Here is a 23,194-nt window from a genome sequence, read left to right as displayed (position 1 = left end):
CATGACCGTCATGACCTATGAGGAGCGGCTGACCGCGCCGCGTTCGTGGTGGGCGCTCGCCGTCGGTGCGGGCGTCTCACTGGCGCTGATCCTGCTGCCCCTCGGGCCGCTGGCACTGCTCGGCGGGCTCGTGGGCGGCACGGCCGCCGGCGCGGCCCTGGTCAGCGCCTACGGCTCGCCGCGGCTGCGGGTGGTGGCCGGCTCACTGGTGGCCGGGGACGCCAGGATCCCGGTGACGGCGCTCGGCGAGGCCACGGTGCTGGACCGGGACGAGGCCCTGGCGTGGCGGTCGTACAAGGCCGACCCGCGCGCCTTCATGCTGCTGCGCGCGTATGTGCCGACCGCGCTCAAGGTCGAGGTCACCGACCCCGAGGACCCGACGCCCTACCTGTACCTGTCGACGCGTTCGCCCGAGCGGCTCGCCGCGGCGCTGCGCGACGTGCGCGCCTGAGGGCACGGACGCCCTTGTAGGGGGCGCCGGGGTCAGCCGCCGGGCCCGAGGGCGGGCGGCGGCTCCTCCTCCGCGGAGAGCAGGCCCCAGGGCACCTGGCGGGCCCGCAGGTCCTTGCGGATCTGCTCGGCGAGCTTCCTGGTGTCCCGCCGGTTCATGACGGCACCCACCGCCGCGCCGACCATGAACGGGGTCAGCGTCGGCAGATTGCGCATCGTGCGTTTCATGAGCTGCTGGCGCAGCTCGCGTTTCATCCTGCCGCCGAGGGCGATGTTCAGCGTGGACGGCTTCGAGAAGTCGATCCCGCGCCGCTCGGTCCACTCGGCGAGGTACATCACCGAGCGCTGCCGCAGCGAGCCCGGGGCGCGCAGCCCGTAGACCTCGTGCAGCTCGGCGATGAGCTTGTACTCGACCAGGGCGACCCCGAGGGTCTCCGAGGCCAGCTCCGCCGGCATGGCCGGCGGGGTGGGCAGCATGGCGGCGGCGCCGATGCCGGCGCCGACCGTCGCGGTGCCCATCGTGGCGGCGTTCACCAGCTTGTCGGCCAGTTCCTCGGGACCGAGCCCGGGGAACTGGCGGCGAAGCGTCTCCAGGTCCCTGACGGGGATCCTCGGGGCCGTTTCGATGAGCCCCTCGGCGAAGGTGTTCAGCGCCGCCTTGGCGCGCGCACGTGCCCGTGAGGCACGGCCGGGAGGACGGGACGGGACGAGATCGCCCGCCGGTCCTTCCGAGGCGCCCGCGAGCGAGGCCTCATGGCCTCGCTCGTCGTCGCTCGCCACGGTCCGGCTGTCCGTCAGGCCGCGCAGTCGCGGCAGATCGGGTTGCCGTTCTTCTCCGTGGCCAGCTGGCTGCGGTGATGCACGAGGAAGCAGCTCATGCAGGTGAACTCGTCCGCCTGCCGGGGCAGCACCCGGACCGACAGCTCCTCATTGGAGAGGTCGGCTCCGGGCAGCTCGAGAGACTCGGCCTGGTCGAACTCGTCGACGTCGACTGTGGACGTCGACTTGTCGTTCCGCCTGGCCTTCAGTTCCTCGATGCTGTCCTCGTTGACGTCATCGTCTGTCTTGCGTGGGGTGTCGTAATCGGTAGCCATGTATCGCTCTCCCCCTCTGGGTGTCTGCGGTGTCTCCAGCGCACGTAACGCATGGGAGGCCGGTCTTGTGCCCGGCCCGAAGCGGAGATTTTGCCTTACATCAAGTGCCGTTACTCAATCGACACCCAACCGCACCCCCGAAGGGGTGATCGCATCCGCTGCCGGTGATGACCGGAAACGGCCCACTTGTCGCACCTTGCTCGCGCCTCCACGTGTACTTCCCGTGATCATGACCTGCGGAAACATGGATTTTTCCGCTCTTTTCCCGGACGACGTCATCACGGAGAGTACCGGTGGCCGGATTCGTATGTGTGATCGCTCACAGCATGCGCCGCGTGGCCGCAGACCGCAAAATTCAGCGCAAAGCGAACACGGCCTCGGGGGTGTCGTGGGGCAGGTCACACGGGGATGACAACCCGCATGACCAGGCCACCTCCCTCTCGGGGCACCGCGGAGATCGTCCCGCCGTGAGCCCGGGCGACGGATCGGGCGATCGAGAGCCCGAGGCCGACGCCCTTGTCACTGCCCGTGCGCTCGGTGCCCAGCCTGCGGAACGGTTCGAACATGTTGTCGATCTCGTAGGCCGGGACCACGGGCCCGGTGTTGGTGACCGTCAGCACCGCCGCTCCCGGCTCGACGCCCGTGGCGACCTCCACCCAGCCCGCGTCGCGCACGTTGTACCGGACGGCGTTCTGCACGAGGTTCAGCGCGATGCGCTCCAGCAGCACGCCGTTGCCCTGGACGACGGCCTCGCCCAGCCTGCCGCGCAGCTCCACGCCCTTGGCCACGGCCTCGCTGCGGGTCTGCTCCAGCGCCTGGGTGGCCGCCTCGGCGAGGTCCACCGGCTTCCGGTCGACGATCTCGTTGTCGCTGCGGGCGAGCAGCAGCAGGCCCTCCACCAGCTGCTCGCTGCGCGTGTTGGTCGCGAGCAGGTTCTTGCCCAGCTGCTCCATGTCCGGGGAGGCGTTCGGGTCGGCGAGCTGGACCTCCAGCAGCGTGCGGGTGATCGCCAGGGGTGTTCTCAGCTCGTGGGAGGCGTTGGACACGAAGCGGCGCTGGGCGTCGAAGGACCGCTCCAGGCGCTCCAGCATGTCGTCGAAGGTGTCCGCCAGCTCCTTGAGCTCGTCGTCCGGACCGGTCAGGTGGATCCGCTGGGTCAGGTCGGAGCTGACCACGCCGCGGGCCGTGCGGGTGATCCGGCCCAGCGGAGCCAGCACGCGTCCGGACAGCAGGTAGCCGAAGGCGAAGGCGAGCACGGCGAGGCCGACCAGGGAGAACAGCGAGCGCCTCAGCAGGTTGTTCAGCGCGTACTCGCGCTGCACCGCCAGACAGTGCGTGTAGGCCGCGTTGAAGTCGTCCGGGTCGACCGACCCGGTCGGCAGCTCGCTGCACAGGCCCGTGAGGGACAGCCGGCCCGCCTCCACATGGAACTGGGCCTCGGTGCCCTGCCGGATGGCCTGGGCGGCCAGCAGGTAGATGATCCACAGCAGTATCACCCCGGCGATCAGGAACATGCCGCCGTAGAGCAGCGTGAGCCGGATCCGGATCGTGGGGCGCAGCAGCGGCATGGGACGCGAGCCGATCGGCTTCGGGTCCCAGGTGGGCTTCGGGGGGATGGCCTGCGGAGCGGGCGGCGGGGTCGTCGGCGAGGACGAGGGCGCGGGCACGGCGGATCAGATCCGGTATCCGGAGCCGGGCACGGTCACGATCACCGCGGGCTCCCCGAGCTTGCGGCGCAGGGTCATGACGGTGACCCGGACGACGTTGGTGAAGGGGTCGGTGTTCTCGTCCCAGGCCTTCTCCAGCAGCTGCTCCGCGGAGACCACGGAGCCCTCGCTGCGCAGCAGGACCTCCAGCACGGCGAACTCCTTGGGTGCCAGGTGGACCTGCCGGCCCTCGCGGGTGACCTCGCGGCGGTTGGGATCGAGCTTGATCCCGGAGCGCTCCAGCACGGGCGGCAGGGGCGCCGTCGTACGGCGTCCGAGGGCCCGCACACGGGCGGTGAGCTCGGTGAAGGCGAAGGGTTTGGGCAGATAGTCGTCGGCGCCCAGCTCCAGGCCCTCCACGCGGTCGCTGACGTCGCCGGCGGCGGTGAGCATCAGGACCCGGGTCGGCAGGCCCAGCTCCACGAGCTTGCGGCACACGTCGTCCCCGTGGACGACGGGCAGGTCGCGGTCGAGGACGACGACGTCGTAGTCGTTGACCCCGATCCGCTCCAGGGCGGCGCCGCCGTCGTAGACGACGTCGACGGCCATGGCCTCACGGCGCAGTCCGGTGGCTACCGCATCGGCGAGCAGCTGCTCGTCCTCGACGACGAGTACGCGCAAGGCGCTGTCCTTCCCTAGGCACTTCTCAAAGAGCCGTGTACAGGCTGCCTGTGCAGGCCGAATGCCCCTCCAGGCCCCTCCATCCTGCACCTGACAGCCGTAAAACAGGGGTAAGAGCACCCGGCGCCGAATTCTTCGCGTCCCGGAGGTTTCCCCTCCGGCGGGCCTGGGGAGGACGACTGCACACCCCCGATCACGCCCGCAGGGCGTCCGCAACCGTCCCGTGGCGGTGGGCGATGTGTGATCCGAGGGGTCCCCGGACGAGACCTGTGCACGACCCCGTGATCCGCACGAACCGATAGATCCCTGTGTCAACCCACGACGACGAGGGGGCGCCACCTGATGGACGCATTCACCACTGGCATCCTGCAGCGCATACACAGCACCGAGTCAGACCTCCTCCGCGCCCGCGAGGACGGGGACGACTTCCTGGCCGAGGTCGAGGAGGCCGAATTGGCCGACCTGCGCCGCCTCGCCGCCGAGCACGGCGTCCAGGTGCTGCCCAAGATCGCCTGAGATCAGGGCAGCCGAGCCGAACGCCGCGCCCCGGACACCTGGACAGGTGCCGGGGCGTTCTCGTACCCGCCGCCCGGTACGGCCGGGCGGCGGGCCGTTGTGCATCAGGGACGCGCCCGTGGACGGGGGCGGGGTCAGTCGTGCCACGCCCCGAGCTCGTCGAGCAGCCGCTGCAGGGGCTCGAACAGGCCCGGTGCGGCCGTCACCGTCAGCTCCGTGGACTCCGGCACCCCGGGGCGTCCCCCGGTCAGCGCGCCGGCCTCGCGGGCGAACAGGGCCCCCGCGGTGTAGTCCCAGGGGTTGAGGCCGCGCTCGTAGTAGCCGTTGAGCCGGCCGCAGCCCACGTCGCACAGGTCGATGGCGGCGGAACCGCCGCGGCGTATGTCCCGGACCTGGGGCACCAGCTCGCGCAGCACCCTGGCCTGGCCCTCGCGGCGCTCCTTGAGGTAGCCGAAGCCGGTGCCGATCAGCGCCTGGTCCAGCGGCGGCGCCGGCCGGACCGCCGCCCGGTGGTCGTTGACCCACGCGCCCCTGCCCAGCACCGCGCGGTAGCTCTCCGCGCGCATCGGGGCCTCCACGACCCCGACCAGGGTCTTGCCCTCCCGTTCGGCCGCGATGCTCACGGCCCACGACGGCAGGCCGTAGAGGTAGTTCACGGTGCCGTCCAGCGGGTCGATCACCCACCGGATGCCGCTGGTGCCGGGGGTGCTGGCGCCCTCCTCGCCCAGGAGCCCGTCGTCCGGGCGCTGCTCGGCGATGTAGGAGGTGATCAGCTTCTCCGCGGCGATGTCCATCTCGGTGACGACGTCGATGGGACTGCTCTTGGTGGCGGCCACGCCGAGGTCGGCCGGACGGCCGTCGCGCAGCAGCGCGCCGGCCCTGCGGGCGGCCTCGAGGGCCACGGCCAGGAGTTCGTCCTTCAGGTGGTCGGTCACGGCACTCCTCGTGCGTCGGGGTACGTCGGTCATTCGGCGCCCGCGGCTGCGGGGCGGGGGCTGCGGGCCGGGCAGCAGCCCACCGGGCACACGTCGTGGCTGGGCCCGAGCGCGCCCAGTGCGCAGCGCTCGGGGGCCAGGCCGCGCTCGGTGGCGGCGCGCTCCAGCACGAGCTCGCGCACGGCGGCGGCGAAGCGCGGGTCCGCGCCCACGGTGGCGGCGCGGGCGACGGGCAGGCCCAGCTCGGCGGCCTTGGCGGCCGCCTCGGTGTCGAGGTCGTACTTGACCTCCATGTGGTCGGAGACGAAGCCGATCGGCACCATGACGGCGGCCGGCGCGCCGGAGGCGTGCAGCTCCTCCAGGTGGTCGCAGATGTCGGGCTCCAGCCACGGGATGTGCGGGGCGCCGCTGCGGGACTGGTAGACGAGCTTCCAGCGGCGGTCGGCGCCGGTGGCCTCGCGGACGGCTTCGGCGATCACCCGGGCGGTGTCCAGGTGCTCGGCGACGTAGGCGCCGCCGTCGCCGTGCTCCTCGGGCCGGCCCGAGGTGTCGGCGGCCGCGGTGGGGATCGAGTGGGTGGTGAACGCGAGGTGCGCCCCGTCCCGGACGTCCTCGGGCAGCCCGGCGAGGGCGGTCAGCACCGCGTCGACCATGGGCCGGACGAAACCGGGGTGGTTGAAGTAGTGCCGCAGCTTGTCCACACGGGGGACGGGCCGGCCCTCGGCCTCGAGGGCCGCCAGGGAGTCGGCGAGGTTCTCGCGGTACTGCCGGCAACCGGAGTAGGAGGCGTACGCGCTGGTGGCCAGGACCAGCACGCGGCGGTGCCCGTCCGCGGCCATCTCGCGCAGCGTGTCGGTCAGATAGGGCGCCCAGTTGCGGTTGCCCCAGTAGACGGGCAGGTCGAGGCCGTGCTCGGCGAAGTCCTTGCGCAGCGCCTCCAGCAGTTCGCGGTTCTGCGCGTTGATGGGGCTGACCCCGCCGTACAGGAAGTAGTGCTGCCCCACCTCCTTCAGGCGCTCGCGGGGGATGCCACGGCCGCGCGTGACGTTCTCCAGGAAGGGGACGACGTCGTCGGGCCCTTCGGGCCCCCCGAAGGAGAGCAGGAGCAGCGCGTCATACGGAGCGGCGGTGCCGGCCTCGGTGTGATCGGACATGTTCCGATCCTGCCACCCGGCGGTGACGGCCGAGGAACCGGGAAAAATCGCTTGCGCTCCCTTTGTAAGCTGTGTGAGGCAGTCACATTCCTTACCGCTGCCTCGTGAAATGCCCCCTGAACAGCCTCGTGAACGTCGGCGACGAAGCCGTTGGAGCGCCCTGTGCCCAGTCCTTATCGCGCGATCTTCTCCACTCCGGGGACCAGGGGTTTCTCGGCCGCGGGCCTCATCGGCCGGATGCCGCTGTCGATGCTGGGCATCGGCATCGTGACGATGATGTCCCAGGTCACCGGGCGCTACGGGATCGCGGGCGCGCTGGCGGCGACCCTGGCACTGGCCGGGGCGGCGCTGGGCCCGCAGGTCTCCCGCCTGGTCGACCGGTACGGCCAGCGCAGGGTGCTGCGCCCGGCCGCCGCGGTGACGGTGCTGGCGGTGGCGGGCCTGCTGGCGTGCGTACGCTCCGGGGCTCCGGACTGGACGCTCTTCGCCTGCGTCGCGCTGGCGGGGACGACGCCGAGCCTGGGCGCCATGGTGCGGGCACGGTGGGCCATGATCCACCGGGGGTCGCCCGCGCTGCTGCACACCGCCTACTCCTTCGAGTCCGTCGTCGACGAGGTCTGCTTCATCCTGGGCCCGATCCTGTCGATCGGGCTGTGCACGATCTGGTTCCCGGAGGCGGGGCCGCTGCTGGCGGTGCTCTTCCTCGCGACCGGCGTGTGGCTGCTGACGGCGCAGCGCGCCACCGAGCCGCCGCCGCACCCGCGCGAACAGCACACCCCCGGCTCCGCGTTGCGCTCCCGGGGGCTGCAGGTGCTCGTGTTGACCTTCGTGGCGACCGGGGCGCTCTTCGGCGCCGTGGACGTGAACACCGTCGCCTTCGCCGAAGAGCAGGGCCACAAGGCCGCCGCGAGCGTGGTGTTGGCGGTGTACGCGGCGGGATCCTGCCTCGCGGGGGTGCTTTTCGGCCTGATGAAGCCGAAGGGAACGGCCTCCCGCCGCTTCCTCCTGGGCGTGGCGGCCATGGCCGTGAGTATGATCCCGCCACTACTGGTCGGGAACTTGCCGTTCCTGGCCGTGGCGCTGTTCGTCGCGGGCCTGTCCATCGCACCGACGATGGTCACCACCATGGCGCTCGTCGAACAGCTGGTACCGCGCGCGAAGCTGACCGAGGGCATGACGTGGACGAGCACGGGACTCGCGGTCGGCGTGGCGCTCGGCGCCTCTCTGGCCGGGTGGGTGATCGACGCGGCGGGGGCCCGGGCCGCGTTCGCGGTGCCCGCCTCCGCCGCGGCGCTCGCCGTGGTGGCGGCCTTCCTGGGGTACCGCCGGCTGGAGCCGGCGCCGGAGCTGGAGGGATCGCGTACGCATGGCTACGACGAGCAAGACCGCCGGGAAGACCACATGGCGTAACTGGGCGGGCAATGTGCGGGCCCTGCCCGCGCGGGTCGAGTCGCCCGCCTCGGTGGACGAACTGGCGGCCGTGGTCCGCAAGGCGGCGGCCGACGGGCTCCCGGCCAAGGCCGTGGGCACCGGGCACTCCTTCACCTCGACCGCGGCGACCTCGGGCGTGCTCATCCGGCCCGAGCGGATGACCGCCGTACGCGGCATCGACCGCGAGGCCGGCACGATCACCGTCGAGGCGGGCGTCCAGCTCAAGCACCTCAACGCGATGCTCGCCGCCGAGGGCCTGTCGCTCACGAACATGGGCGACATCATGGAGCAGACCGTGGCCGGCGCCACCAGCACCGGGACCCATGGCACGGGCCGCGACTCGGGCTCCATCGCCGCCCAGATCAAGGCGCTGGAACTGGTGCTCGCCGACGGTTCCGTGCTCACCTGCTCGGCGCAGGAGAACCCCGAGGTCTTCGCCGCCGCCCGGATCGGGCTGGGCGCGCTCGGCGTGGTCAGCGCGCTCACCTTCGCGGTCGAGCCGCTCTTCCTGCTCGCCGCGCGCGAGGAGCCCATGCGCTTCGACCGGGTGGTCGCGGAGTTCGACCAACTGGCCGAGGAGAACGAGCACTTCGAGTTCTACTGGTTCCCGCACACCGACGGCTGCAACACCAAGCGGAACAACCGCAGCCAGGGCCCCGCCGCCCCGGTCCCGGGGGTGCGCGGCTGGATCGACGACGAGTTCCTGTCCAACGGCGTCTTCCAGGCGGCCTGCGCCGTGGGCCGGGCGGCGCCCGCGCTCATCCCGGGCATCGCCCAGATATCCAGCCGGGCCCTGTCGGCCCGTTCGTACACCGACATCCCGTACAAGGTGTTCACCCATCCCCGTCGTGTGCGTTTCGTGGAGATGGAGTACGCGGTGCCCCGTGAGGCGGCGGCGGAGGTGCTGCGGGAACTGAAGTCGATGGTCGAGTCCTCGGACTTCAGGATCAGCTTCCCGGTGGAGGTGCGGGTCGCCCCGGCGGACGACATCGCGCTGTCGACCGCCTCGGGCCGGGACACCGCCTATGTCGCGGTGCACATGTACCGGGGAAGCCGCCACCAGGAGTACTTCACGGCGGTCGAGCAGATCATGACCGCCCATCAGGGGCGCCCCCACTGGGGCAAGATCCACACCCGGGACGCGGACTACTTCGCCAAGGCCTACCCGCGCTTCGCGGAGTTCACCGCCCTGCGCGACCGGCTGGACCCGGACCGGCTGTTCCGCAACGACTACCTGCGGCGGGTGCTCGGCGAATAGTTCCACTTGTGTGGTTTTTGTGAAGATCCCGCCCCAACTCCCTTGGCGCGCGCGAAGTTCGACGGCGCGGCGCCCCACCGACGTGGCCCAAATGGAGTACTGTGACAAATCCTGGCTCCGGGGGGAGACGGCGCACTCGTCCCGGGGTGCCGTCGATCGAACCGGAGACACTTGACGCCGAGTGGTTCGTTTGGTCACTCAGCGTCGCAAATAGGTAACCGTGCCATAACGGCGAGTCACGGCACACGCCCGACACGCCGGGAAACTCAGCAAGGTTGTGGCAGGCTGCACCCGGGCAGGTCACACTCGTCCATCGGGAGCAGCGACGCACGTGACGTCGGCAGGCACCACCCGGGAGGTAACCGTGCCCGAACTGCGTGTCGTGGCCGTCAGCAACGACGGCACACGACTGGTGCTCAAGGCTGCCGACAGCACGGAGTACACGCTTCCGATCGACGAGCGTCTGCGTGCCGCCATCCGCAACGACCGGGCGCGGCTGGGCCAGATCGAGATCGAGGTCGAGAGCCATCTGCGGCCCCGCGACATCCAGGCGCGGATAAGGGCGGGCGCCACCGCGGAAGAGGTCGCACAGCTCGCCGGGATCCCGGTGGAGCGCGTCCGCCGTTTCGAGGGCCCCGTGCTGGCCGAGCGCGCCTTCATGGCCGAGCGGGCCCGCAAGACCGCGGTGCGGCGACAGGGCGAGAGCACCGGTCCGCAGCTCGGTGAGGCAGTCGCCGAGCGGCTGCTGCTGCGCGGAGCCGAGAAGGACAGCGTCCTGTGGGACTCCTGGCGGCGTGACGACGGCACCTGGGAGGTGCTGCTCGTCTACCGCGTGGCGGGCGAACCGCACTCGGCGAGCTGGACGTACGACCCGCCGCGCCGGCTCGTCCAGGCCGTGGACGACGAGGCGCGCGCCCTCATCGGGGAGACGACCCAGGAGCCCGCGCAGGAGCCGAGCTACCCCTTCGTGCCGAGGATCGCGCGGCTGCCGCGCGACCGGGCGCTGGACCGGCCCGACCGCGCCGAGCGGACGGAACGCGCCGAACGCACCGCCGAGGAGCGCGCGGAGGAGGAACGCGACTCCCTGACCAGCCTCCTGGAGGCGGTTCCCAGCTTCCGCGGCGACATGGTGGTGCCGGCCCAGGCGGGACCGCCCTCCACCACGCCCGACACGGCCACCGCGACTGTCGCGGACGCCGACACCGACACACCCGAGGCCGAGGAGGCGGTACCGCCCGCCGCGAGCGCCGGCGCCGGCTCCGCGTACGCCGACGTCCTGATGCCGCGTTCGGTCGGCGCCCACCGCGACCGGCTGGTCGGTTCCACCGACCGCCAGGCGGAGGCGGACGGGGTCCGTCCCGGGCGGCGGGCGACAGTGCCGAGTTGGGACGAGATCGTCTTCGGAAGCCGGCGCAAGAAGCAGGACTGACCGGGGTACCCCGCATCGCGGGGTACCCCGGCGCGGCCCCGGAGCCGCGGGCGGGTCACCCCGGTTGCGGGCCCGTCGCCACCGGCCGGCCGGCCGTGGACCACTCGCTCCAGGAACCGACGTACAGCGCAGCGGGGATCCCTGCGGCGGCGAGTGCCAGCACCTCGTGGGCGCCGGAGACCCCGGAGCCGCAGTAGACACCCACCTCCGCCTCCGGCGTGGCACCCGCCTTCGCGAAGCGCGCCGCGAGCTCCTCGCCGGGCAGGAACACCCCCGTGTCCGGGGTGACGTTCTCCGTGGTGGGGGCGTTGACCGCGCCCGGGATGTGACCGGCCACGGGGTCGATGGGCTCGGTGTCGCCCCGGTAGCGCTCCGGGGCCCGGGCGTCCAGGAGGACGCCGCGACGGGCCAGCGCCGCGGCCTCGTCGGCGGTGAGAACGGGGAGTGCGCCCGGGGCGGCGGTGAAGTCGCCCTCCTCGTCGGCGGGGACGTCCGTCTCGAGGGGCAGTCCCGCCGCCGTCCAGGCCGCCAGGCCCCCGTCGAGGACGCGGACCCGCTCGTGGCCGGCCCACCGCAGCAGCCACCAGGCGCGGGCGGCGCCCCAGCCGAGGCCGCCGTCGTAGACCACGACGTCGCGGTCCGGGCCGACGCCCGCGCGGCGCATCGCCGCGGTGAACACCGCGATGTCCGGGAGGGGATGACGCCCCGCGGCACCGGGCGGCCCGGCGAGCTCGGTGTCCAGGTCGACGTAGTGCGCGCCGGGCAGGTGGCCGGCCTCGTACGCGGGACGGCCGGGAGGGCCGCCCAGTTGCCAGCGCACGTCGAGAAGCGCGGCGCCCGCCGGAGAGCCCTTCGGCTGTGCGGCCAAGTCGGTTACGGTAATGACAGGATGCATAAGCCCATTGTGGTCACCCGGCGCGGGAATCCTGCGGCGCGGCCCCGGTACGCGGCACGCCCGGTGGTGCGAGCATCGCTGTGGCACCTCCCCCGCAAGCCCGAGCGTTGCTCCCCAGGAGAGAATCGATGACCGAGGTAGGGAACCGCCACCCGCACGGCACGCCGTGCTGGGTCAGCCTGCTGGCACGCAGCGTCGAGGCCACGCAGGAGTTCTACAGCCATCTGTTCGGCTGGGAGTTCCTCCCCGGTCCGCATTCGCTGGGCCCGTACGTGCGCGCCACACTCAACGGGAAGAGCGTGGCGGGCATCGGAGAACTGCCCGGGGACCGGCATCTGCCGATCGCCTGGACGACCTACTTCGCCGCGGACGACGCGGACAAGACGGCGGAGATGATCCGCATCTGCGGCGGCACGGTCGGCGTGGGCCCGCTGGACGCGGACGACGCGGGGCGGCTCGCGGTCGCCTCGGATCCGATGGGCGCGGTGTTCGGGGTGTGGCAGGCCCTGCACCACCGGGGGATCGAGGTCTTCGGGGAGCCCGGTGCGCCGGTGTGGAACGAACTGGTCACCCGCGAGGCCTCGCTGGTGGGCAAGTTCTACTCGGTGGTCTTCGGGCTGGAGGCCGACGCCGTCGTCTCCACCGACTTCGACTACCTCACGCTGCACCTCGCCGGCCGTCCCGTCGGCGGGATCCACGGCGTCGGGCGGGCACTGCCGCGCGACCGGGGAGCGCACTGGATGACGTACTTCGAGGTCGCCGACACCGACGCCGCCGCACGCCAGGTGGTGGAGCTGGGCGGTGGCGTCATCCGCGCGCCGCGCGACTCCGAGTACGGCCGGCTGGCGACCGTGGCCGATCCCGAGGGAGCGGTCTTCACGGTGATCCGCTCCGCGCCGCAGCAGCACGCGGTGGCGGGTTAGCGGCCGAGCGGCCTCTCAGTCGACCGGCAGGACGTCCGGCGAGATCGTCGCCGCGCGGGCCGCGGCCGCGGTCATCCGGCGGATGTGGTGGCGGCGGCAGAGCACCTCGTAGCCGATCTCCGCGTCGGTGCGGTTGACGTCGCCGACGACGACCTGCTCGCCCTCGACGACCATTTTCCCGCCCACCGTCCGGGCGTTGTGGGTGGCGCGGGCGCCGCACCAGCACAGCGCCTCGACCTGGAGCACCTCTATCCGGTCGGCCATCTCGACCAGCCGCCGGGAGCCGGGGAAGAGCCTGGTGCGGAAGTCGGTGGTGATCCCGAAGGCGAAGACGTCCAGCCGCAGGTCGTCGACGATGCGCGCGAGCTGGTCGATCTGGACCGGGGTGAAGAACTGCGCCTCGTCGACGATGACGTAGTCGGCGCGGGCGCCGCCGGACAGGTGCGCGACGAGGAAGCCGTAGAAGTCGAAGTCGTCGGCGACCTCGACGGCCTTGGTCTCCAGGCCGAGCCGGGAGGAGAGGACGCCTTCACCGGCCCGGTCGTTGCGGGTGAAGATCATGCCCTCCAGGCCGCGGGCCGAGCGGTTGTGCTCGATCTGCAGGGCGAGGGTGCTCTTCCCGCAGTCCATCGTTCCGGAGAAGAACACAAGCTCAGGCATGAGGAGACGGCGGCCTTTCGGGCGGGGCGGGGGGTGGACGGTGGGGGTGGAAGCGGTGCTTCAGGTGCGGACTTCGAGCAGCGGGACCAGCTGCTCCACGGGGGTCATCGAGCCGTGCAGGCCGACCATGGTGGACTCCCCCGGCTCAGAGCGGGTGGCGACGATCGCGATGTCGTCCCGGGCGACGGCGACGACGTCGCCGATGCGGCCGCGCACCCGGTCCTCCACGACCGGGCCGAACCAGCCCGCGGCGATCGCCTCTTCACGGGAGGCCACCCACATCTGCTCGCCGAGCACCTCGCTCCACACCGCGTACACGTCGGCCGCGGCGCCGGGCACCGCGTAGACGTGCCGGGCCCGGGCCTCGCCGGCCAGGACGGCGACGCCCGCGCGCAGCTCCCAGTCCTCGTCGAAGTCGATCCGCGACTCGGGGTCGAAGGGGATGTCGATCATGCCGTGATCGGCGGTGATGTAGAGGGCGCTGCGCGGCGGCAGCTGCTCGGCGAGGCGCTGGGCGAGCCGGTCGGCCATCATCAGCTGGCCGCGCCAGGCGTCGGAGTCGACGCCGTGGCGGTGGCCCATGGAGTCCAGTTCGCTGTAGTACGTGTAGACCAGCGCCCGGTCGGTCGCGGCGAGGCGTTCGGCGGTGAGGTCCATGCGCTCGTCGCCGGTGAGCCGCCCTAGGAAGGTGCCGCCACTGAGGGCGATCTTGGTCAGCGGCGTGTGCTCGAAGGTGGGCGAGGTCACCTGGCAGGTCTGGATCCCGGCTTCCTGGGCGAGCCGGAAGACCGTGGGGTAGGGCTGCCAGACGTACGGGTCGGTCCACGGCTGCCAGCGGAGCTGGTTCATCAGCTCGCCGGTGTCCGGGTTCAGCACGGTGTAGCCGGCCAGGCCGTGCGCGCCGGGCGGCAGCCCGGTGCCGACGGAGGCGAGCGAGGTCGCGGTGGTGGAGGGGAAGCCCGCGGTGATCGGCCGGCCGCTGCCGGTGGCCGAGCCCGCCATCAGGGAGGTGAGGAAGGGCGCCTCGTCGGGATGCCGGCGGATCAGTTCCCAGCCCATGCCGTCGACGAGGAACACGCACACCCGGTCGGCGGGGGCGAGGTCGAGCGCGGTCGGCGGGACTCCGGCGACACCGAGCCCGGCGGCGACCGCGGGCAGCAGGTCGCTCAGCGAGGCGGTGCCGTAGCGCGGCGCGGGCGCGGCGTACGGATCCAGCGGTTCGTAGGACGGGGCGGGATGGACCATCAGGCGGCCGTGCTCGCGGTCGCCTCGGAGAGCGCCTGCGCGAAGGCGAGGGCCTGGCGGACGGTCTCGGGGCCGTCGCCCGCCTCGCTCACCCGCAGGCTCAGGTCGTCGGCGGTCGAGGAGCCGGTGTAGCCGTGGTCGGCGTCACAGTTGGGGTCGCCGCAGGCGGCGGGCTCCAGGTCGATGCGGCTGACCGCTCCCCAGCCGATGGTCAGCACGACCTCGCGGGGCAGGGTGCCCGGGGTGTACGACTCGGGGTTGGCGACCACCCGGCTCAGTACGACGGAGGAGATCCGCTCCAGCTTGACCGACTCGGTGGAGGTGGTGGCGTAGGGGCTCGGGGAGGTGTCGTCGGCGCTCTGCTCGTCGGTGTGGCTCACGATGAAGCGGGTGCCGGTCAGCACCAGCACGGTCACGTGCCGGCGGACCTCGTTCGCGTCGAAGGTGGTCTCCTGGTGGACCAGGTACGAGGCGACCGGCTCCCCGCCGACGGAGGCCTCCACTGCCTCTGCCACGAGGGCCGGGTAGTAGCCGCTGCGCTCGATCGCCGCGCGCAGCCCCTGGGTCGTCGTACCGGTCTTCGCCATGCGGACCATCCTAGTGCGGAGCACGTGCTCAGAAGGACGACAGTGCGCGCGGCCCGAGGTCCGTGCGGGCCGGGGGCCTGGCGAGGCGGACGGAGGCGCCGAGCACGGTGAGGCCGGCGGGGGCCACGACGACCGGTTCCAGGTCCACGGAGACCACCTCGGGCAGGTCGTCGACCAGCAGCGACACCCGCAGCAGCAGCTCCTCCAGCGCGCCGGTGTCCACCGGCTCCGCCCCGCGCCAGCCGAACAGCAGCGGGGCGGCCTTGATGGAGCGCACCAGCTCGGCGACGTCCCGGTCGGTGGCCGGGACCAGGCGGTGCGCCATGTCGTCGAGGAGTTCGGAGGGGGCGCCGGCGATGCCGAAGGAGAGCACGGCGCCCGCGGCGGGGTCGACGGTGGCGCGCACGACGGTGTCGACGCCGCGCGGGGCCATGGCCTGGACGACCAGGTGGAGCTCCTCGGGTTTGCCCAGCCGGGCGGTCAGCTCCCCGAAGGCGCGGCGCAGGTCGTCGGGGTCGGCGATGTCCAGGCGTACGCCGCCGAGGTCGGCGCGGTGGCGCAGATGGGGGGCGGTGGTCTTCAGGGCGACGGGGTAGCCCAGGCGGCCGGCGGCCTCCAGGGCGGCGTCGATGCCGGGTGCGGGAAGCGTGGGCCGGACCGCGATGCCGTAGCGGGCCAGCAGGGCGGCCGCCGCGAAGTCGCCGAGGGTCACGCCGTGGGTGTCCCCGGCGGGCTCCCCCGCCTCGTCGAGCGACCGGGTTACGTCCTGGCAGGCGCCCGCCTCGTCCACGTCCTCGAACTGCGGCACCCTGCCGGGCGCCTGTGCGTCCCTGCGCCACCGGGCGTAGCCGGCGGCCTGGGCCAGCGCCTTCACGGCGCGCTCGGCGGCGCCGTAGGCGGGGATCCGGGCGGCCGCGAGGCGGGTGCCCATGGCCTCCAGGGCGGTGTGGACGATCACGACCGGCTTGCCGGCTCCGGCCTCCTCGGCGGCGGCCCGGAGGGCGTCGGCGAGGGCGGCGTCGTCGCCGGTGCCGGGTTCCTCGGCGAGGTCGGAGCCGACGCGCGGGATGGCGGTGACGACGACGGCGTCGTGGGCGGGGTCGGCGAGGGCGGCGGTGAGGGCGGCGCGGAAGTCCCCCGGGCCGGCGGCGGTGGTGAGGTCGAGCGGGAGGCCCGGTTCCAGCCCGGCGGTGAGGCAGGCGTCGTAGGTGAGCAGGCCGAGGGACTCCGAGTTGCCGAGGATCGCGACGCGGGGCCCCGCGGGCAGTGGGCGGCAGGACAGCAGCAGTCCCGTGTCGAGGAGCTCGGTCACGGTGTCGGTGCGGATGACGCCGGCCTGCCGCAGCAGCGCGGAGACGGTGCTGTCGGGAATCCGGGTGGCCGGGACGGCGTGACCGGGCGGGGCCGCCGACGAGTGCCGGGCGCCCTTGACCACGACGACCGGTTTGACGGCGGCGGTGCGCCGGGCGAGGCGGTAGAACTTCCGCGGGTTGCCGAGGGTTTCGAGGTAGAGCAGGGCCACGTCGGTGGCCGGGTCGTCGTACCAGAACTGGAGGATGTCGTTGCCCGAGACGTCCGCCCGGTTGCCCGCCGAGACGAACGAGGACAGCCCGGCACCGCGCCGGCGCAGACCGGACAGCAGCGCGATGCCGATCGCCCCGGACTGGGTGAACAGGCCGAGCCGTCCGGCGTCCGGCGTCTCGGGGGAAAGCGAGGCGTTGAGGCGCACGTCCTCGGCGGAGTTGAGGATGCCGAAGGCATTGGGCCCGATGACGCGCATGCCGTACGAGTGGGCCTGCCGCACCAGGGCGCGCTGCCTGCGGAGGCCTTCGGCGCCGGACTCGGCGTAGCCGGAGGAGACCACCAGCAGGCCGAGGACGCCGTGCCGGCCGCATTCGGCGACGACCTCGGCGACGTTGTCGGCGGGTACGGCGACGACGGCGAGGTCGATGCTCTCGGGGATCTCGGCGACGGAGCGGTGGGCGGGTACGCCCTCGGGGTCGAGGGTGCGCAGGTCCTCGGGGAAGGAGCGGTTCACGGCGTGGACGCGGCCGGTGTAGCCGCCCGCGACGATGTGCCGGAGCACGCCGCGGCCGACGCTGCCGGGGCGGCGGCCGGTGCCGATGACCGCGACGGAGGAGGGGGCGAGCAGCCGCTGGACGGAGCGCGCCTCGGCGCGCTGCTCGCGGGCGCGCATGACGGCCAGGGACCGCTCGGTGGGCTCCAGGTCGCATTCGAGCCGGACGACGCCGTCGGTGAAACTCCGCTGCTGGGTGTAGCCCGCGTCGGTGAAGACCTTGATCATCTTTCGGTTGGCGGGCAGCACCTCCGCGATGAAGCGGCGGATGCCGCGCTCCCGGGCGACCGCCGCGATGTGCTCCATCAGGGCGGAGGCCACGCCGCGTCCCTGGTGCGCGTCCTGGACCAGGAAGGCGACCTCGGCCTCGCCGTCGTCGGTGCGGTCATAGCGCACGGTCGCGATGAACTCGCCGCCGACGAGGGCCGCCAGGCCGACGCGGTCGCGGTAGTCGTGGTGGGTGAAACGGTGCACGTCCCGGTCGGAGAGCCGGGGGTAGGGCGCGAAGAACCGGTAGTACTTGGACTCGTCGGAGACCTGCTCGTAGAAGCTGACCAGCCGTCCCGCGTCGTCGGGCGCGATGGGCCGCACGTGGGCGATCCCGCCGTCGCGCAGGACCACGTCCGCCTCCCAGTGGACCGGGTAGTCGCGCTCTGCGGCGGGCGGCGGCGTCGTCATGGGCCCAGCGTAAGGGCAGGGGGGCGCCGCGGGACGGGTGCGACGATGTGAGGGACGGGCCGCCGTCGGCGGCATGGCAGACTGGTCTAGACCTCCCTGGAACGATCCGAAGGGCAACACCATGGCTGAGCGCCGCGTCACCATCGGCTGGGCCGAGGGCCTGCACGCACGTCCCGCTTCGATCTTCGTCCGCGCCGCCACCGCCGCGGGCGTCCCCGTGACCATCGCCAAGGCGGACGGCGCACCCGTCAACGCAGCCTCGATGCTCGCCGTGCTGAGCCTCGGCGCCGCCGGCGGCGAGGAGGTCGTGCTCGCCTCGGACACCGAGGGGGCCGACGCGGCACTCGACGGCCTGGCCAAGCTGGTCTCCGAGGGGCTGGACGAACTCCCCGAGACCGTCTGAAGTCCCCGAAGCATCGCCGCAAGCCGCGGTACGGCGGTCGCGGTACGACGAAAGAGGCGGCCGCGAAAATCCGACCGGATTTCGCGGACCGCCTCTTCCCGTCGGCGGAACGAATTCCGCGCAGCGCGCAGCAGAATCGGGCACGGGAATAGCCCGCGCACCAATTCATAGAGTTGTATACGGCACTTCTGTTAAACGCGGACGCCCGATGTGTTTACGGCGTGTTTCCGATTCCTCACCGCGCCGCCGCCCCGCGCCCCGTCCGCTCCGGACGGCGCAGCCGGTGCGCCGGAGTCGCCCGCTCCACATGGGCCGCCATCAGCCGGCGGGCCCGCTCCGCGTCGCCGCGCGCCACCGCGTCCACGATCGCCCCGTGCTCCTCCCAGGACTCCACGGCACGGCCCGGGGTGTCCACCGCGTACACCCACGCGATCTTGTGCCGCAGCTGGGTCAGCAGCGCCACCAGGGTCGGGCTGCCGGACGCCTGGGCGAGCGTCTCGTGGAACCAGCCGTCCAGCGCGGGCAGGTCCGACAACTGCCGCTGGAGGGAACGCTCCTGGCCGAGCCGGACGAGCCCGCGCAGCACCTTCACATGCGCCTCGGTACGCCGCTGCGCCGCCCGCGCGGCCCCCAGCGGCTCCAGCAGGCCGCGGATGTCCAGCAGGTCGGCGGCCTCCTGCTCGGTCGGCTCGGCGACGGACGCCCCGGCGTGCCTGCGGGTCTGCACGAAGCCCTCGGACTCCAGGGTGCGCAGCGCCTCGCGCACCGGGACCCGGGACACCCCGTAGCGCTTGGCCAGCTGCTCCTCGGTCAGCCGGCTGCCGGGCGCGAAGAACCCGCTGATGATGTCGTCACGGATCGCCGTGCACACCGCCTGGGCCGCAATTCGGCGCCCCGCGCCGCCGGTCCCGTTCACGTCCGACCCCACATCGCAGGTTCCTTTCGGTGCGCGCCGACAGCCGTCGATTAATCCCCGCGTAACGGAGGAGCCGGCGTTTCTGCGGCGACTCTATTCCAGCACGGCGGCGATTCCGACGGCAGCCCTGAATTCATGGAACGTTTTTGGACAGTCCACGGCCGGGAAGCGCCGGGCACGCCGAAGGCCCCGGCGGGGGAACCGGGGCCTTCGTGTGGGGGGAGGGGAGTGGCTCGGATGCGGCTTTGACGCCGCTCAGATGCGGACGCCCTTGGAGCGCAGGTACGCCAGCGGGTCCACGTCGGCGCCGTAGGCCGGGGCCGTACGGGCCTCGAAGTGCAGGTGCGGACCGGTCACATTGCCGGTGGCGCCCGACAGGCCGATCTGCGAGCCGGCGGAGACGGTCTGACCCACCGACACGCCCAGCGACGACAGGTGGGCGTACTGGGTGTACATGCCGTCCGCGTGCCGGATCACGACGTTGTTGCCGTAGGAGCCGCCCCAGCCCGCCTCGACGACGGTGCCCGCGCCGACGGCGTGCACCGGGGTGCCGACGGAGGCCTGGAAGTCCACTCCGGTGTGGTAACCGGACGACCACAGGCTGCTGGTGGCGTGGTAGGGGGTGCCGATGGAGCCGGCGACCGGCGGCATCCAGCCGCCGAGCGTGCCGCGGGCCCCGGCACCGCTCCTCGCCGCACGCGAGGTGGCGGCCTCCCGGGCGGCCTTGGCCTTGGCCGCCTTGGCGGCGGCCTCCTTGGCGGCCCGCTCGCGGGCGACGGCCTTGGCGTGCGCGACCTGGGCCTCGTGGCGCTTGCGCGCGACGTCGGCGGCCTGGTGCTGGGCCGACGCCTGGTCGGCGAGGTGCGCCGCGAGGTCGCCGGCGACGGCGGCGCAACGGGCGAAGGCGGAACCGTCGGTCCTGGTGTCGGCGGCGGCCGCGGGCCCGACGAACGCACCGGTGGTCATGGCGGTCAGCGCGGCGGCGCCGGCCAGAGTGGAACGCATGGAGAACGACGCCATGGGCAGGCGGAGATCCTTTCCTTCCTTCTCGCCTACCGGGTTAGCTGACGGGTTCGGAGCAGGAAGGTCTCCTACGGGCGGCGCACGCCGCCCGATTCACCCCAGGGGACATCACAGGTGGGTCCCCGGCTCCCCAGGCTCACGCCCGACGGGGACTCGGCGATCGTTGCTCCGGTGCCGCGGGTGGCGGCTGCTTCCGCCGGACAACCCGAGGACGCTAACCGGGCGTTGCGCCCGGCTCCAAAAAAATCCGGCAATATGTGCCGGATGCCACACCGGGACCCAAGCCGCCGCAACGGAACGTGATCGGAGTCACGGGCGGGCTCGTACGGCACCGACCGGGCGCCCCGCCTCCGCCCGGGCACGCCGCGGCCCCGGGCGCCACAGGGGCTCCCGGGGCCGCGGCCGGGGGCTAGGCTCCCGTGACGACCTCGACCGGGCCGATGCCCAGCTCGCGGACGGGGCCGGCGATGGCGGACGCGTCCCCGACGAGGACGACGACGAGCCGGTCCAGCGGGAAGGCGTTGACCGCCGCGGCCGTCGCCTCGACCGTGCCGGTCGCGGCGAGGCGCTCGTAGAGCCGGGCCTGGAAGTCGTCCGGCAGATACTGCTCGACCTGGTCGGCGAAGGTCCCCGCCACCGCCGAGGCGGTCTCGTAGCGCAGCGGGGCGACGCCCACCAGGTTCTGGACGGCGACGTCACGCTCCTCGTCGGTCAGGCCGTCCGCCGCCAGGGTCTGCAGCACCTGCCAGGCGTCGGCCAGCGCGGGGGCCGTGACGTCGGTCGCCACGGACCCGCTGATGCCGAGCAGGGAGGCACCGGTGCCCTCGGGGGTGGAGAGCAGCACCTGACCGAAGGCCCGCACGCCGTAGGTGTAGCCCTTCTCCTCGCGCAGGACGCGGTCCAGGCGGGAGGTCAGCGTGCCGCCGAGGCAGTACGTGCCGAGCACCTGGGCGGCCCACACGGGGTCGTGGCGGTCGGCGCCCGCCCGGCCGACGAGCACCTGGGTCTGGACGGAGCCGGGCCGGTCGACGATCACGACCCGCGCGGTGTCGTCCGCGGTGATCGAGGGCAGCGGGCGGCGCTCGGCGGGCTTGCCGCTCCACTCCCCCACCGTGCCCTCCAGGAGCGCCTCCAGATCGATCCCGGCGAGATCACCGACCACGACGACGGTGGAGGTGGACGGCCGCACGTGCGTGTCGTAGAAGGCGCGGACGGCGGACGCGTCGATGCGCGCGACCGTCTCCTCGGTGCCCTGGCGCGGCCGGGAGCAGCGCAGGTCGGCGGCGAAGAGCTCCTTGGACAGCGCCATGGCGGCGCGCCGCGCGGGGTTGGCCAGCTCGTGCGGGATCTCGTCGAGGCGGTTGCCCACCAGCCGCTCGACCTCGTCCTCCGGGAACGCCGGGGCGCGCAGCGCGTCGGCGAGCAGGCCCAGGGCCTTGTCCAGACGCGAGGCGGGCACCTCCAGGGAGACCCGCACACCGGGGTGGTCGGCGTGGGCGTCGAGAGTGGCCCCGCAGCGCTCCAGCTCGGCGGCGAACTCCTCCGCGCTGTGCTTGTCGGTGCCCTCGGACAGCGCGCGGGCCATGATCGTGGCGACGCCGTCCAGGCCCTCCGGCTCGGCGTCGAGCGGCGCGGAGAGCAGCACCTCGACGGCGACGACCTTCTGGCCGGGGCGGTGGCCGCGCAGCACGGTCAGCCCGTTGGGCAGCGTGGACCGCTCGGGTGCCGGGAAGTCCCACGGCTTGGGCTGCCCCGGCCGGGGCTGCGGGTGGAACGTCATGGTGCTGTGGACGTCGGTCACTGGTCCGCGCCCTCCTCGTCCTCGTCGGAGTCCTCGCCGGAAGCTGCCGCGGAGCCGGTGGGCTCGTAGACCAGTACGGCGCGGTTGTCGGGCCGCAGAGTGGCCGCGGCGATGTCGCGCACCTCGTCGGCGGTGATGTCCAGGATCCGCTTGACGGCGGTCAGCGCCAGCTGCGGGCTGCCGAACAGCACCGCGTACCGGCACAGTTCGTCGGCGCGGCCGCCGACGGTGGCCAGCCGGTCCAGCCACTCGCGCTCGAGCTGGGCCTGGGCCCGCTCCATCTCCTCGGCGGTCGGGCCCTCCTCGGCGAAGCGGGCCAGCTCGTCGTCGACTGCCGCCTCGATGGCGGGCACCTCGAAGCCGCTGGAGGCCTTGACGTCCAGCCAGCCGAGCGACGGCGCCCCGGCCAGCCGCAGCAGCCCGAAGCCCGCGGCGACGGCGCTGCGGTCACGGCGCACGAGGCGGTTGTGCAGCCGGGAGGACTCCCCGCCGCCGAGGATCGTCAGGGCGAGGTCGGCGGCGTCGGCCTCACGGGTGCCGTCGTGCGGCAGGCGGTAGGCCGCCATCAGCGCCCGGGACGGGACGTCCTCCTCGACCACCTCGCGGAGCTGCCCGCCCATCACCCCGGGGAGTGAACCGTCGCGCGGCGCCGGCTTGCCGTCGTGGGCGGGGATGGTGCCGAAGTACTTCTCGACCCAGGCGAGCGTCTGCTCGGGGTCGATGTCGCCGACGACCGCGAGGACGGCGTTGTTCGGCGCGTAGTACGTCCTGAAGAAGGCGCGCGCGTCCTCCAGCGAGGCCGCGTCCAGGTCCGCCATCGAACCGATGGGCGTGTGGTGGTACGGGTGGCCGTCCGGGTACGCCATCGCGGTCAGCCGCTCGAAGGCGGTGCCGTAGGGCACGTTGTCGTACCGCTGGCGGCGCTCGTTCTTGACCACGTCGCGCTGGTTGTCCAGGCTCTCCAGGTCCAGCGCGGACAGCAGGCTGCCCATGCGGTCGGCCTCGAGCCACAGGGCCAGCTCCAACTGGTGGGCCGGCATGGTCTCGAAGTAGTTGGTGCGCTCGAAGCTGGTGGTGCCGTTGAGGGAGCCGCCGGCGGCCTGGACCAGCTCGAAGTGGCCGTTGCCCTTGACGTTCGCCGAACCCTGGAACATCAAGTGCTCGAAGAGGTGGGCGAGTCCGGTACGGCCCTTCACCTCGTGGCGGGAACCGACGTCGTACCAGAGGCAGACCGCGGCGACCGGGGTGAGGTGGTCCTCGGAGAGCACCACGCGCAGGCCGTTGGCCAGTCGGTGCTCGGTCGCGGTGAGGCCGCCGGATTCTGCCTCCGGCGTGGCCGTGTGACCCATGGGCAAGCTGTCCTTCCGGTCGCGTACTCGTTGTTTTGTGCTG

Annotated in this window: 21 protein-coding genes, 1 pseudogene and 1 riboswitch; of the genes and pseudogenes, 7 read left to right on the top strand and 15 right to left on the bottom strand. The window is 72.8% G+C overall.

Annotation, left to right across the window (positions count from 1 at the left end; all coding sequences use genetic code 11):
- Nucleotide 1 precedes the first annotated feature (1 nt).
- Entirely contained in the window at nt 2-451 is a 450-nt protein-coding gene (locus AB0F62_RS21780) for a DUF3093 domain-containing protein (RefSeq protein WP_361801321.1), read from the top strand.
- 32 nt (nt 452-483) lie between these two features.
- Here AB0F62_RS21780 and AB0F62_RS21775 read toward each other — a convergent pair whose 3' ends face one another.
- The 4 genes from AB0F62_RS21775 to AB0F62_RS21760 form a co-directional block, all read right to left on the bottom strand.
- The gene (locus AB0F62_RS21775; protein ID WP_361801357.1) at nt 484-1,266 is read right to left on the bottom strand and encodes a hypothetical protein; all 783 of its coding nucleotides are present in this window, start codon (nt 1,264-1,266) and stop codon (nt 484-486) included.
- On the bottom strand, nt 1,245-1,544 hold the full coding sequence (locus AB0F62_RS21770; protein ID WP_018561848.1) for a DUF4193 domain-containing protein: 300 nt from the start codon (nt 1,542-1,544) through the stop codon (nt 1,245-1,247). The genes AB0F62_RS21775 and AB0F62_RS21770 overlap by 22 nt, the downstream gene beginning before the upstream one ends.
- Nucleotides 1,545-1,942: 398 nt before the next feature.
- Entirely contained in the window at nt 1,943-3,211 is a 1,269-nt protein-coding gene (locus tag AB0F62_RS21765; RefSeq protein WP_361801318.1) for a HAMP domain-containing sensor histidine kinase, read from the bottom strand.
- A 6-nt stretch (nt 3,212-3,217) separates the two neighbouring features.
- Complete coding sequence (locus AB0F62_RS21760; protein WP_361801315.1) at nt 3,218-3,871, bottom strand: response regulator transcription factor; 654 nt, start codon at nt 3,869-3,871, stop codon at nt 3,218-3,220.
- A 342-nt stretch (nt 3,872-4,213) separates the two neighbouring features.
- Between AB0F62_RS21760 and AB0F62_RS21755 the strand changes: the two genes are divergently transcribed.
- Complete coding sequence (locus tag AB0F62_RS21755) at nt 4,214-4,387, top strand: hypothetical protein (protein ID WP_319132283.1); 174 nt, start codon at nt 4,214-4,216, stop codon at nt 4,385-4,387.
- Between the two features lie 134 nt (nt 4,388-4,521).
- Here AB0F62_RS21755 and AB0F62_RS21750 read toward each other — a convergent pair whose 3' ends face one another.
- Together AB0F62_RS21750 and AB0F62_RS21745 are read right to left on the bottom strand one after the other, a co-directional pair.
- Nucleotides 4,522-5,322, bottom strand: coding sequence for an inositol monophosphatase family protein (locus AB0F62_RS21750; RefSeq protein ID WP_361801311.1), 801 nt, complete (start codon nt 5,320-5,322; stop codon nt 4,522-4,524).
- 29 nt (nt 5,323-5,351) lie between these two features.
- The gene (locus AB0F62_RS21745) at nt 5,352-6,476 is read right to left on the bottom strand and encodes a ferrochelatase (RefSeq protein ID WP_361801308.1); all 1,125 of its coding nucleotides are present in this window, start codon (nt 6,474-6,476) and stop codon (nt 5,352-5,354) included.
- Between the two features lie 162 nt (nt 6,477-6,638).
- Here AB0F62_RS21745 and AB0F62_RS21740 point away from each other — a divergent pair, with 162 nt between their 5' ends.
- From AB0F62_RS21740 to sepH, 3 genes are all read left to right on the top strand, one after another.
- The gene (locus AB0F62_RS21740; RefSeq protein WP_361801305.1) at nt 6,639-7,886 is read left to right on the top strand and encodes an MFS transporter; all 1,248 of its coding nucleotides are present in this window, start codon (nt 6,639-6,641) and stop codon (nt 7,884-7,886) included.
- Complete coding sequence (locus tag AB0F62_RS21735; RefSeq protein WP_361801302.1) at nt 7,843-9,165, top strand: D-arabinono-1,4-lactone oxidase; 1,323 nt, start codon at nt 7,843-7,845, stop codon at nt 9,163-9,165. Before AB0F62_RS21740 ends, AB0F62_RS21735 begins: the two co-directional genes overlap by 44 nt.
- A gap of 331 nt (nt 9,166-9,496) precedes the next feature.
- A complete protein-coding gene (gene sepH, locus AB0F62_RS21730) occupies nt 9,497-10,594 on the top strand; it encodes a septation protein SepH (RefSeq protein ID WP_361801299.1) in 1,098 nt (365 codons plus the stop codon).
- Between the two features lie 55 nt (nt 10,595-10,649).
- On the opposite strand, the gene AB0F62_RS21725 is transcribed toward sepH, so the two are convergent.
- The gene (locus AB0F62_RS21725; RefSeq protein WP_361801296.1) at nt 10,650-11,489 is read right to left on the bottom strand and encodes a sulfurtransferase; all 840 of its coding nucleotides are present in this window, start codon (nt 11,487-11,489) and stop codon (nt 10,650-10,652) included.
- Nucleotides 11,490-11,617: 128 nt separating this feature from the next.
- On the opposite strand from AB0F62_RS21725, the gene AB0F62_RS21720 reads away from it, so the two are divergent.
- Entirely contained in the window at nt 11,618-12,412 is a 795-nt protein-coding gene (locus tag AB0F62_RS21720; RefSeq protein WP_361801293.1) for a VOC family protein, read from the top strand.
- A 15-nt stretch (nt 12,413-12,427) separates the two neighbouring features.
- Here AB0F62_RS21720 and AB0F62_RS21715 read toward each other — a convergent pair whose 3' ends face one another.
- From AB0F62_RS21715 to AB0F62_RS21700, 4 genes are read right to left on the bottom strand one after another with little or no spacing between them, the layout of a single operon-like run.
- Nucleotides 12,428-13,072: a thymidine kinase gene (locus AB0F62_RS21715; RefSeq protein ID WP_361801290.1), complete on the bottom strand. Its 645-nt coding sequence runs from the start codon at nt 13,070-13,072 to the stop codon at nt 12,428-12,430.
- Nucleotides 13,073-13,132: 60 nt separating this feature from the next.
- Nucleotides 13,133-14,317, bottom strand: coding sequence for a nucleotide pyrophosphatase/phosphodiesterase family protein (locus AB0F62_RS21710; protein WP_361801287.1), 1,185 nt, complete (start codon nt 14,315-14,317; stop codon nt 13,133-13,135).
- Nucleotides 14,317-14,904: a DUF5998 family protein gene (locus AB0F62_RS21705; RefSeq protein ID WP_361801284.1), complete on the bottom strand. Its 588-nt coding sequence runs from the start codon at nt 14,902-14,904 to the stop codon at nt 14,317-14,319. Before AB0F62_RS21705 ends, AB0F62_RS21710 begins: the two co-directional genes overlap by 1 nt.
- A gap of 28 nt (nt 14,905-14,932) precedes the next feature.
- Nucleotides 14,933-17,659, bottom strand: a complete 2,727-nt coding sequence (locus AB0F62_RS21700; protein WP_361801281.1) for a GNAT family N-acetyltransferase — start codon at nt 17,657-17,659, stop codon at nt 14,933-14,935.
- Between the two features lie 121 nt (nt 17,660-17,780).
- Between AB0F62_RS21700 and AB0F62_RS21695 the strand changes: the two genes are divergently transcribed.
- Nucleotides 17,781-18,062, top strand: a complete 282-nt coding sequence (locus AB0F62_RS21695) for an HPr family phosphocarrier protein (protein ID WP_361801278.1) — start codon at nt 17,781-17,783, stop codon at nt 18,060-18,062.
- A 191-nt stretch (nt 18,063-18,253) separates the two neighbouring features.
- Here the strand turns inward: AB0F62_RS21695 and AB0F62_RS21690 are convergent.
- The 4 genes and pseudogenes from AB0F62_RS21690 to AB0F62_RS21675 all read right to left on the bottom strand — a co-directional run bounded on the left by AB0F62_RS21690 (nt 18,254) and on the right by AB0F62_RS21675 (nt 23,151).
- Nucleotides 18,254-18,978: pseudogene (locus AB0F62_RS21690) on the bottom strand (GntR family transcriptional regulator).
- A 255-nt stretch (nt 18,979-19,233) separates the two neighbouring features.
- Entirely contained in the window at nt 19,234-19,998 is a 765-nt protein-coding gene (locus tag AB0F62_RS21685) for a M23 family metallopeptidase (RefSeq protein WP_361801275.1), read from the bottom strand.
- A gap of 14 nt (nt 19,999-20,012) precedes the next feature.
- A riboswitch (cyclic di-AMP (ydaO/yuaA leader) is annotated at nt 20,013-20,170 on the bottom strand.
- Nucleotides 20,171-20,410: 240 nt separating this feature from the next.
- The gene (locus tag AB0F62_RS21680; RefSeq protein ID WP_361801354.1) at nt 20,411-21,781 is read right to left on the bottom strand and encodes a pitrilysin family protein; all 1,371 of its coding nucleotides are present in this window, start codon (nt 21,779-21,781) and stop codon (nt 20,411-20,413) included.
- 17 nt (nt 21,782-21,798) lie between these two features.
- The gene (locus tag AB0F62_RS21675) at nt 21,799-23,151 is read right to left on the bottom strand and encodes a pitrilysin family protein (RefSeq protein ID WP_361801272.1); all 1,353 of its coding nucleotides are present in this window, start codon (nt 23,149-23,151) and stop codon (nt 21,799-21,801) included.
- Between the last annotated feature and the right edge of the window lie 43 nt (nt 23,152-23,194).

It is taken from the genome of Streptomyces sp. NPDC026673, from assembly GCF_040638135.1.
Lineage (GTDB): Bacteria > Actinomycetota > Actinomycetes > Streptomycetales > Streptomycetaceae > Actinacidiphila.
This window is presented reverse-complemented; position numbering and strand designations above follow the sequence as displayed.